Origin of the sequence: Hoylesella enoeca JCM 12259 (assembly GCF_000613405.1) — a bacterium.
GTDB lineage: Bacteria > Bacteroidota > Bacteroidia > Bacteroidales > Bacteroidaceae > Prevotella > Prevotella enoeca.
The window spans coordinates 31615-41755 of sequence record NZ_BAIX01000019.1 but is presented as its reverse complement, the minus strand read 5'-3'; the positions used below and the strand labels follow the sequence as shown (position 1 = coordinate 41755).

The 10141-nt window shown below is 48.1% G+C and carries 5 protein-coding genes and 1 pseudogene; all 6 read left to right on the top strand.

Going from position 1 to position 10141, the window contains the following annotated elements:
* The first annotated feature begins 108 nt into the window (after nt 1-108).
* Nucleotides 109-540, top strand: a complete 432-nt coding sequence (locus JCM12259_RS14425; protein WP_036888716.1) for an HU family DNA-binding protein — start codon at nt 109-111, stop codon at nt 538-540.
* A gap of 363 nt (nt 541-903) precedes the next feature.
* On the top strand, nt 904-3378 hold the full coding sequence (gene lon / locus JCM12259_RS07290) for an endopeptidase La (RefSeq protein WP_025065959.1): 2475 nt from the start codon (nt 904-906) through the stop codon (nt 3376-3378).
* Nucleotides 3379-4505: pseudogene (gene tgt / locus JCM12259_RS14420) on the top strand (tRNA guanosine(34) transglycosylase Tgt).
* A 58-nt stretch (nt 4506-4563) separates the two neighbouring features.
* The gene (locus tag JCM12259_RS07280) at nt 4564-5841 is read left to right on the top strand and encodes an LptF/LptG family permease (RefSeq protein WP_025065958.1); all 1278 of its coding nucleotides are present in this window, start codon (nt 4564-4566) and stop codon (nt 5839-5841) included.
* Nucleotides 5842-5847: 6 nt separating this feature from the next.
* The gene (locus JCM12259_RS07275) at nt 5848-7101 is read left to right on the top strand and encodes a DEAD/DEAH box helicase (RefSeq protein ID WP_025065957.1); all 1254 of its coding nucleotides are present in this window, start codon (nt 5848-5850) and stop codon (nt 7099-7101) included.
* A gap of 336 nt (nt 7102-7437) precedes the next feature.
* The gene (locus tag JCM12259_RS14415; protein WP_051559240.1) at nt 7438-10137 is read left to right on the top strand and encodes a SusC/RagA family TonB-linked outer membrane protein; all 2700 of its coding nucleotides are present in this window, start codon (nt 7438-7440) and stop codon (nt 10135-10137) included.
* Nucleotides 10138-10141 lie beyond the last annotated feature (4 nt).

Here is a 10141-nt window from a genome sequence, read left to right as displayed (position 1 = left end):
GTATATAAATTTTAAAAGATGAGGAAGCCGCAAAATTATATCGGATATAAAGATGAGGGGAACCTCTTTATGTAATAAATTATTCACTTAAAATAAACATGTAATAGTATGAGAATCAGATTAGTGGCGCGGAAGAATCCGCAGAACAAGACCGAAGTGAAATTGTATGCCAACGCTGTTAACCTTGGCAAGAAGACGCTCCACGATATTGCACGTGACATTGCGGGGCGCTCTTCGCTCACGAGGGGTGACATCGAAAACGTGTTGTCGAACTTCATCGATTGCCTTCCATCTTACCTGCGCGACGGTTTCAGTGTGCAGTTGGGCGAGTTCGGCACGGTTCGCCTGACGTTGTCGAGCAAAGGCGCAGAGACGGCCAAAGCGTTTAATACCGATACCATCAAGCCGCGTGTGACGTTCACGCCGGGCGTGGAGTTGAAGGCAGCCCTGCGCGACAATTCCTATGAGACAATGAAAGACAAGGAGGAAGAAGAAAAAGAAAAGGAGAAGAAAAAGAAAGAAGGAGGCGGAACAGCGTGAAAAGGTGAAAAAGTGAAAAGGTGAAAAAGTGAAAAGGTGAAAGGGTGAAAAGGTGGCTGGCAAGCTTCTTTTCACCCTTTTACTGTGTGAGTAGGTTTAGTAGGTGCGGTAGGTGGGGGAATTAGGCGGAAAGAGTGAATTAAAGGTGAAAAGGTGAAAAAGTGAAAGGGTGAAAAGATGGCTGGCGCGTCTTTTCGCCCTTTTGCTGTGTGAGTAGGTTTGGTAGATGCGGTAGGTTTTGTAGGCATGGTGGTTGTGTATTGTATGGGGGGAGGACGGTCTGGGGAAAAATATTGGTGAGGGAGGGATCGTTTTCGATTTAAAACCGTAACTTTGCACTTCAAAAGTTTTGTCAGAAAACAAATGAGTAACAAACCCAATACATCCATTCAGATGATTGCCGATTATGAAGGCGACATCAAAACCCTTTTCGAAACAGAAGTGAACGGCGGTATTCCAATCTTGGCTACGCGCAATCTTGTATTGTTTCCGGGGGTAATACTGCCCATTATGGTTGGTCGGCAATCAAGTCTGAGCCTGATCAATCAGCTGACCAAGGATCCGGATATGCCTTTTGCGGTGTTCTGTCAGAAGAATCCTGACGTCGAAGAGCCTACAAAACGAGATTTATATAACATCGGCGTATATGCCAAACTGATTCGAGTACTTGAATTGCCGGGGCCTGGTCATAATCTCACGGCCATCGTTCAAGGATTGGGGCGATGTCGTTTGGATAGTCTCAAACAACATACTCCCTACCTCATCGGTACGACAACGCCGGTCCATGAAGTGATTCCCGACGCCAAAGACAAAGAGTTTCACACGGCTGTCGATGATCTTCGGCAGGCCACAACAGAATATATCAGGCAGAATGATGAGATTCCCGACGAATCGCAATTTGCTCTCGGCAATATCAAAAATAATGTGATCGTTGTGGATTTCATCTGTTCTAACTTGCCTTTCAATACGGCCGACAAGATCAATATGCTGAAAGCCGACACGATGACAGCACGCGCTTTTGAGGCATTGAAAACGCTCAACAAGGAGATTCAATTGCTTCAGTTGAAGATGAACATACGTTCTAAAACTCGTGAAGATATTGATGAGCAACAGCGCGAGTACTTCCTGCAACAGCAAATCAGAAATATCAAGGAAGAATTAGGTAATGGCGAGGGATCTATCGAGCGTCAGGAATTAGAAAAACAAGCCGCAAAGAAACACTGGTCGGATGATGTGAAGAAAGTGTTTGCTAAGGAATTAGACAAATTGGAACTGATGAACCAGCAGAGTCCAGAATACAGTGTGCAACTGACTTACCTGCAAACGATGGTCAATCTGCCTTGGAACGAATACACCAAGGATGACCTCAACATCAAAAGAGCACAGAAAATACTCGACAGAGACCATTACGGAATGGAGAAAGTAAAAGAACGTATCCTCGAATATATGGCCGTTCTGCAACTCAGAGGCAATCTCAAATCGCCCATTCTCTGTCTGTACGGTCCCCCGGGAGTAGGAAAGACCAGTCTGGGTAAAAGTATTGCGGCCGCGATGAAGCGTAAATATGTGCGCGTTTCACTTGGAGGCTTGCACGATGAATCAGAAATTCGCGGACACAGACGCACCTATATAGGCGCGATGCCGGGACGAATCATCAAGAGTATACAGAAAGCCGGTTCGTCGAATCCAGTCTTTATCCTCGACGAAATAGACAAAGTGACGCAGCAAACCATCAACGGCGATCCTTCATCCGCACTCTTGGAAGTACTCGATCCGGAACAAAACAACGCATTTCACGATAATTATTTGGATGTAGATTACGATCTTTCAAAGGTTATGTTCATTGCCACTGCCAACGATCTCAACACGATTCCGCGTCCATTGCTCGACAGAATGGAGGTGATTGAAGTGAGCGGATATATCACAGAAGAGAAAACGGAGATCGCTAAACGTCATCTTGTTCCACGAGAACTTGCCAACACGGGATTCGATAAGGAGAAGTTGCAGCCCACACTCAACAAAGCCGCATTAGAAAAGATAATCGAACAATACACCAGAGAAAGTGGTGTGCGACAGTTAGAGAAACAAATCAACAAGGCTTTGCGCAAGTTGGCATTTATAAAAGCCCGTGACGGTGTGCTCGAAAACTATAAAATAACACCGCGTGAACTTGAAGACCTCTTAGGTAAGCCGCCTTTCTATCGCGACATTTACCAAGGAAATGCTTATGCCGGAGTTGTTACGGGACTGGCGTGGACCAGTGTCGGCGGCGAAATACTATTCATTGAGACGTCGTTGAGCAAAGGACGAGCCGGCAAACTGACGCTGACGGGTAACTTGGGCGACGTGATGAAAGAGAGTGCTATCATCGCTTTGGAGTATGTCAAGGCTCATATCGACAAATTGGATGTCGATTATCGCATCTTTGAACAATGGCATATACACATCCACGTGCCCGAAGGCGCTACGCCGAAAGACGGTCCTTCGGCGGGCATTACTATCGCAACATCTATTGCTTCGGCCCTTACGCAACGCAAAGTACGCAAGAACACGGCAATGACCGGCGAGATAACGCTTCGCGGTAAAGTGCTTCCCGTAGGCGGAATAAAAGAGAAGATCCTCGCAGCCAAGCGAGCCGGCATCACAGATATCGTGATGTGCAAGGACAACAAGAAAGATATCGACGAGATCCCGATGATCTATCTCAAAGACGTTAATTTCCATTTCGTAGAGAACGTACAGGAAGTATGGGACTTTGCCTTGACAGATGAATTGGTGGAGCATCCCGTAACGTTTGCCATCGAAGAGGAAAAGGATCAATCAAAGAGAGCCGAATAAATGACATTTGAATTACAACACACGGACAACGCATCCGAAGCAAGGACGGGACTCATCACAACCGACCACGGCGTTATCAAGACTCCGATTTTCATGCCGGTGGGCACCTGCGGAAGCGTTAAAGCCGTTCACTTCCGCGAATTGGAAGAACAAGTCAAGGCACAGATTATTCTTGGCAATACTTATCACCTCTATCTCAGGCCGGGTCTTGATGTTTTGCGTGCCGCCGGAGGTCTACACAAGTTCAACGGCTGGTCGCATCCCATTCTGACCGACTCCGGAGGATATCAGGTATTCTCGCTGACCGGCATCCGAAAGCTGCGTGAAGAGGGCTGCGAATTTCGTTCACACATAGACGGTTCGAAGCATATCTTCACCCCGGAGAATGTGATAGACACCGAGCGAGTGATCGGAGCCGATATCATCATGCTCTCGACGAATGTCCGCCGGGACAAAGCGATTACCAGTATGCTAAGAAAAGCCTCGGACTCACACAGCGCTGGCTGGACAGGTGCATCCGACGTTTCAATGAAACAGAACCACTTTACGGTTACAAACAAGCACTCTTCCCCATCGTTCAGGGATGTACGTTCAAGGATTTAAGGCAAGAAGCCGCTAAATTCGTAGCCGACAAAGGAGCCGAAGGCAATGCGATCGGCGGACTGGCAGTGGGCGAACCCACCGAGGTGATGTATGAGATGATTGAAGTTGTCAATGAAATTCTGCCCAAAGACAAACCCCGTTATTTGATGGGTGTAGGTACGCCGCAAAACATTCTCGAGGCCATCGAGCGCGGCGTAGATATGTTCGACTGTGTGATGCCTACACGCAACGGGCGCAATGCGATGCTTTTCACTTACGACGGTACGATGAATATGCGTAACAAGAAATGGGAGACCGACTTCACCCCGATTGATCCCGATGGCTGCGAGACCGACCGCCTCTACACGAAAGCCTATCTCCACCATCTTTTCAAGGCGCAAGAGCTCTTGGCGATGCAGATTGCCAGCATCCACAACTTAGCTTTCTACCTACGTTTAGTGACAGATGCCCGGCAGCACATAGAACAGGGAGACTTCGTGGCTTGGAAACGCTCGGTCATCGACCTACTTGGGCGGCGTATATGAGACCTGCCGACCCAACAATCAGGATGGCATATATAATAATGTGTAAGCAAGCAGAAAGATGAACAAATCCTATCGACAGATCAAGCGGCATCGTCGCCGTTACAAGATAGCCAGATGGCTGAGCCGACATCCAATATGGCTACACCGATTTCTGAATTGGGTATATCGTCACACGAGTGGATTCAGACGGGCTTTCGGATGGATGAGACAACGGATGCAATGGATGCGTGTTCTGAATCCGTTGAGATACATCAAGATACTCGACTGGTATATCATCAAGAAGTTTATCGGTACTTACATTTATTCCATCATGCTGATCATATCCATCAGCATCGTGTTCGACATCAACGAGAACTTAGCTAAATTCACCGAGTCTCATGCGCCGTTGCAGGCTATAGTCTTCGATTATTACCTCAACTTCGTACCTTACTTCGCCAATCTCTTTAGCCCCCTCTTTGTTTTCATCGCTGTGATCTTCTTCACCTCCAAATTGGCAGGCAATTCGGAAATAATCTCGATGCTGGCAGCTGGCGTTTCATTCAAACGTCTGATGCGGCCCTATATGATTTCGTGCATAGTTATCTCGCTCATGTCTTTCTTCCTAAGCGCATATGTCATCCCGCACGGCACCGTTATCCGACAGAACTTTGAGGCCATCTATAAGAACAAGACCAAGAACACCTCTGCCGATAATGTACAACTGCAAGTGGGAGCTGGCGTCATCGCTTATATTCAGCACTATGACAACAACCTGAAAAAAGGCTATGGATTCTGCCTCGACAAGTTTGAAAACAAGAAACTTGTGAGTCACCTCACAGCGATGGAAGTGCAATACGACACGATCTCCGACTCCAAAAATCACTGGAAGATGACCAACTGGAAACTGAGACGGCTCAAAGGATTGCGCGAGGTCATCACCAGCGGCATGCAGAAAGACACCCTGATTCAGATGGAGCCTACCGATCTTGTCTACTCCAAAGGACAGCAAGAAACCTTTACCAGCCCCGAACTTCGTGCTTATATCTCCAAACAGATAGACCGAGGCAGCGGCAACGTCGTGCAATATCAAGTGGAGTACCACAAACGCATTGCCGCATCCTTTGCATCATTCATCCTCACAACCATAGGTTTTTCTCTATCGTCGCGTAAACGCAAAGGGGGAATGGGTCTATACCTCGGTATCGGACTTGCCCTGAGTTTCGGTTATATCATGTTACAGACGGTCTCTTCCACTTTCGCCATCAACGCCAACCTGCCGCCGATACTGGCAGCATGGATTCCTAACTTCATCTTCGCCGTGGTGGCCTACTTCTGCTATCGCAATGCACCCAATTAACAAGACATGTATTTCGACCAATTAGATTTAAACGATAACGTATTAGACGCCCTCTATGACATGCACTTCGACGTATGTACGCCCGTACAGGAAAAGTGCATTCCCGAAATCCTCAACGGGCATGACGTGATGGGTGTTGCACAGACTGGCACGGGAAAAACTGCCGCTTATCTGCTCCCCATCTTATCGATGCTCGACGATGGAGGTTACCCCAAGGATGCCATCAACTGCATCATCATGTCGCCCACACGTGAACTGGCACAGCAGATCGACCAGGCCATGCAAGGCTTCGGCTACTACCTCGACAATGTGAGCAGCGTGGCCGTTTACGGAGGCAACGACGGCAACCGTTACGATCAAGAGATCCGGTCACTCAGGTTAGGTGCAGACGTGGTGATTGCCACGCCCGGCCGCCTCATCTCCCATCTCAGCTTAGGCAATGTGGACATGAGTAGAGTTTCCTTTTTTGTCTTAGACGAGGCCGACAGAATGCTTGACATGGGCTTCTCGGAAGATATTCTCACCATTGCAAAACAATTGCCCAAGACCTGCCAGACCATCATGTTCTCGGCCACAATGCCCGTAAGAATCGAGCAACTGGCCAAGACACTCCTCAAACGCCCTGTCGAGGTGAAACTCGCCGTGAGTCGTCCTGCCGAGAAGATCAAACAAAGCGCCTACGTGTGTCACGACGCACAGAAGCTTGGCCTCATCGAGACCATCTTCCAAGACAGAGACATCAAGCGTGTCATCATCTTCTGCGGGAAAAAGCAGCGAGTAAAAGAGATCAATCGTGCACTCCTACGCCTGAAAATCAATAGTGGCGAGATGCACTCCGACCTCACCCAAGCCGAGCGTGATGAGATGATGTTCCGCTTCAAGAGCGGACAGATCGACGTGCTCGTCGCCACCGACATTCTCTCCCGTGGCATTGATATCGATGACATTTCGATGGTAGTCAACTATGATGTTCCACATGATGTGGAGGATTACGTGCATCGCATCGGTCGCACTGCCCGTGCCGATCGCGACGGTCAAGCCATCACGCTGATTTGCGAGGCCGACTTTATCTATTTCCGACAGATCGAAAAGTTCTTGGGCAAAACCATTGACAAACTGCCACTCCCCTCCCGGCTCGGCTCTGGTCCTGACTATAACGCCGCACCGAAACCTGCCGCCAAGAGAGGCCGAAAACCCATGCGCGGCAAACAACATCCTCCGAAGAAAAAGCAACACCGCAAACCGAGGAAAAAAGAATAACTCACTCACCACTCATGAACATCTCCCATTGCGGATGATGAGAAGTCCCATAGGTCTGCCCCACACCTATGGGACTTCTCCTTGACTACTCCCATACTTCTCGTTTGGCACAAATATCGTCCCATAATCTTCGGTCGATGAGACAGTTGTAAATTTATATTTTCTATCATTTTCTAACTTTATTTTATATACGTTTTTCCACAATCTTCTTCGTTTATATAAATCTTTTATTATCTTTGCCTCCTAAATAAGATAACCCATGTCGTTTATGAAAAAACGAGATCTATTTCTAAGAACGATAACCTTTGAAGTCAATAATATAATTAAGGATCTTTTATGAGAAGACGCAAACATTTTTGGCGAGTCATGATGCTCCTGGCATTTGCCTGGTGGAGCGGATCGCCACAGTCTGCAACGTATGCACAAAATGCCGGAACCCCGCTTAGTTCGCAACAACAACCGGCCAGAGACACGCGAACGGTCAAAGGCCAAGTGAAAGACGACTATGGCGAAATCTTGATCGGTGTCACCGTGTATGGCGCCGATGGCAAAATCAGTGGCGTAACGAATACGGACGGTATGTATCAAATCAAGATACCGACAAAGCGAACAACAATCCGCTTTACTTATGTAGGTATGAAACCAACCAGCATCACAATCGAGCCGGGTACGGATGATGTGGTGCATGATCTCACCATGCAATCCAACAACACGCTGAAGGATGTCGTGGTGACAGGTATTTTCCAAAAGAATAAAGATGCTTTCACAGGATCGGTAGCCACGATCACCAACAAAGAGCTGAAAGAGTTCGGTAACAAGAATCTGCTCACCTCTATTGCCAATATCGACCCTTCGTTCAATATGCTGGTCAACAACCAGTACGGTTCAGACCCTAACCATCTGCCCGATATCCAGATCCGCGGAAGTGCCAATCTGCCAACCATCACCAATCTGCAAGACAACACACGCACCGACTTGAATACGCCGTTGATCATTATGGACGGATTCGAGATCAGTCTATCTCGCATGATGGATCTCAACGAAGACGAAGTGGAGTCGATCACGCTGCTGAAAGACGGTTCTGCCACAGCCATCTACGGTTCACGTGGCGCCAACGGTGTGATTGTCATCAAGCGGAAGACGCCCCAATCGGGAAGATTGCGTTTTTCTTATACGGGAAGCCTAAACATCGAGGCCCCCGACTTGTCTGACTATGATCTGCTGAATGCAGCCGAAAAATTGGAGTTGGAAAAACGTTCGGGATATTATAGCAGCACCGATCCGATGCGTGACTTCAAATTAAAGAAGAAGTATTCGCAGATACTGCAAGACGTGGCTCGCGGTGTCGATACCGACTGGATGGCCAAACCATTGCGAACAGGTGTCGGTCAGCGGCACAACATCCGTTTGGAAGGTGGCGATGAGAGTTTCCGTTACTCGGCTTCGTTGCAATACAACCGTATTGCCGGTGTGATGAAAGGTTCTGATCGCGAAAGCTTCAACGGCGGCATCACGTTGTCTTACCGGCATCGCGGTCTGATCTTCACCAACGACCTCAATATCGGGCACACCATGTCTGATGAGTCGCCTTATGGTTCTTTCTCAGACTATACGAAGTTGAACCCTTATTGGCGCCCTTATGACGACAACGGCAAACTGAACAAAATGTTTGACGACGACGTGAACTTCTACGGAGGTTTCAGCAATCTGCCCTCCAACCCGCTGTATAATGCCATGCTCAACCAGAAAAACAGCCAACAATATACCGATATTACCGATAATTTCTCTATTGAATGGCGCCCGTTCGAAGGGTTTATCACCCGAGGTCGTGTCGGGTTTACCTGGCGCACCAACGAGAGCGACCTATATAAACCTGCTAAGCACACGATGTTCGAGGCAGACGAGTATCAGACCGACGAAGGAAGTCTGCGCAAAGGACGTTATGACTACGGGACGGGTAAACTGACGAATTATGAGGTGGCCCTCACAGCGAGTTATTCAAAACTCTTTGCCGAGAAACACTTGCTATATGCAGCAGCTAACTGGAATGTTACGTCTAATTTCGCACGCAATTACAACTTCGTGTTTGAAGGGTTTACCGATGAAAAACTCGACTTCCCTTCCAATGCCCTGCAATATCAAAAGGGCGGCAAGCCTTCTGGCGGAGAATCACGCACAAGGGCTGTAGGGTTGGTGATGAACGCTAACTACTCGTATGACAACCGCTATTATACCGATTTGGCATACCGTATCGACGGCTCTTCACAATTCGGTAAGAATCGCAGGTTCGCCCCATTCTATTCTATGGGTCTCGGATGGAACGTGCACAATGAGACGTTCATGAAAGACGTGCGCTTCATTGATCGGCTCAAGCTAAGAGCCTCTTTCGGACAGACCGGCTCACAGAAATTCAGTGCTTACCAAGCCATTGCCACCTATTCTTACTATCTGGACGACCGTTACAACCAATGGACGGGAGCTTATCAGAAAGCACTGGAAAATCCTAATCTCGAATGGCAGAAGACGGATAAATGGAATGCCGGAGTGGAGCTCAACATGTTTGATAATCGACTGAATGTCGTAGCCGACATTTATCTCGACAAGACCTCTAATCTGCTCTCCTCCCTGAATCTTCCGCTTTCCAATGGCTTCACATCATTTATTGAGAATATAGGAAAGGTGGAGAATCGTGGTTTCGAAGTGAAGGCCACCGCTTTCTTGTTGCGAAACACGAGCAAAAGGTTAGCATGGTCGATGACGGGTTCTATCGCACACAATAAAGACAAGGTGGTGAAGCTGTCGCAGGCATTGAAAGACGAATATGCCAAACGACTCCTCACTGGTGGGACGACGCCCAATAAGGTGATCCGCGAAGGCGAGTCGCAATATACGATCTATGCCGTTCGTTCATTAGGCATCGATCCCAGCACCGGTAACGAGCTTTTCTTGAAAAAGAATGGAGAAGTGACTCACAATTGGAGTGCTGCAGATCGAGTGGCTTGCGGCATCAGCCAACCGAAGTACCGAGCACGCTGAGCAC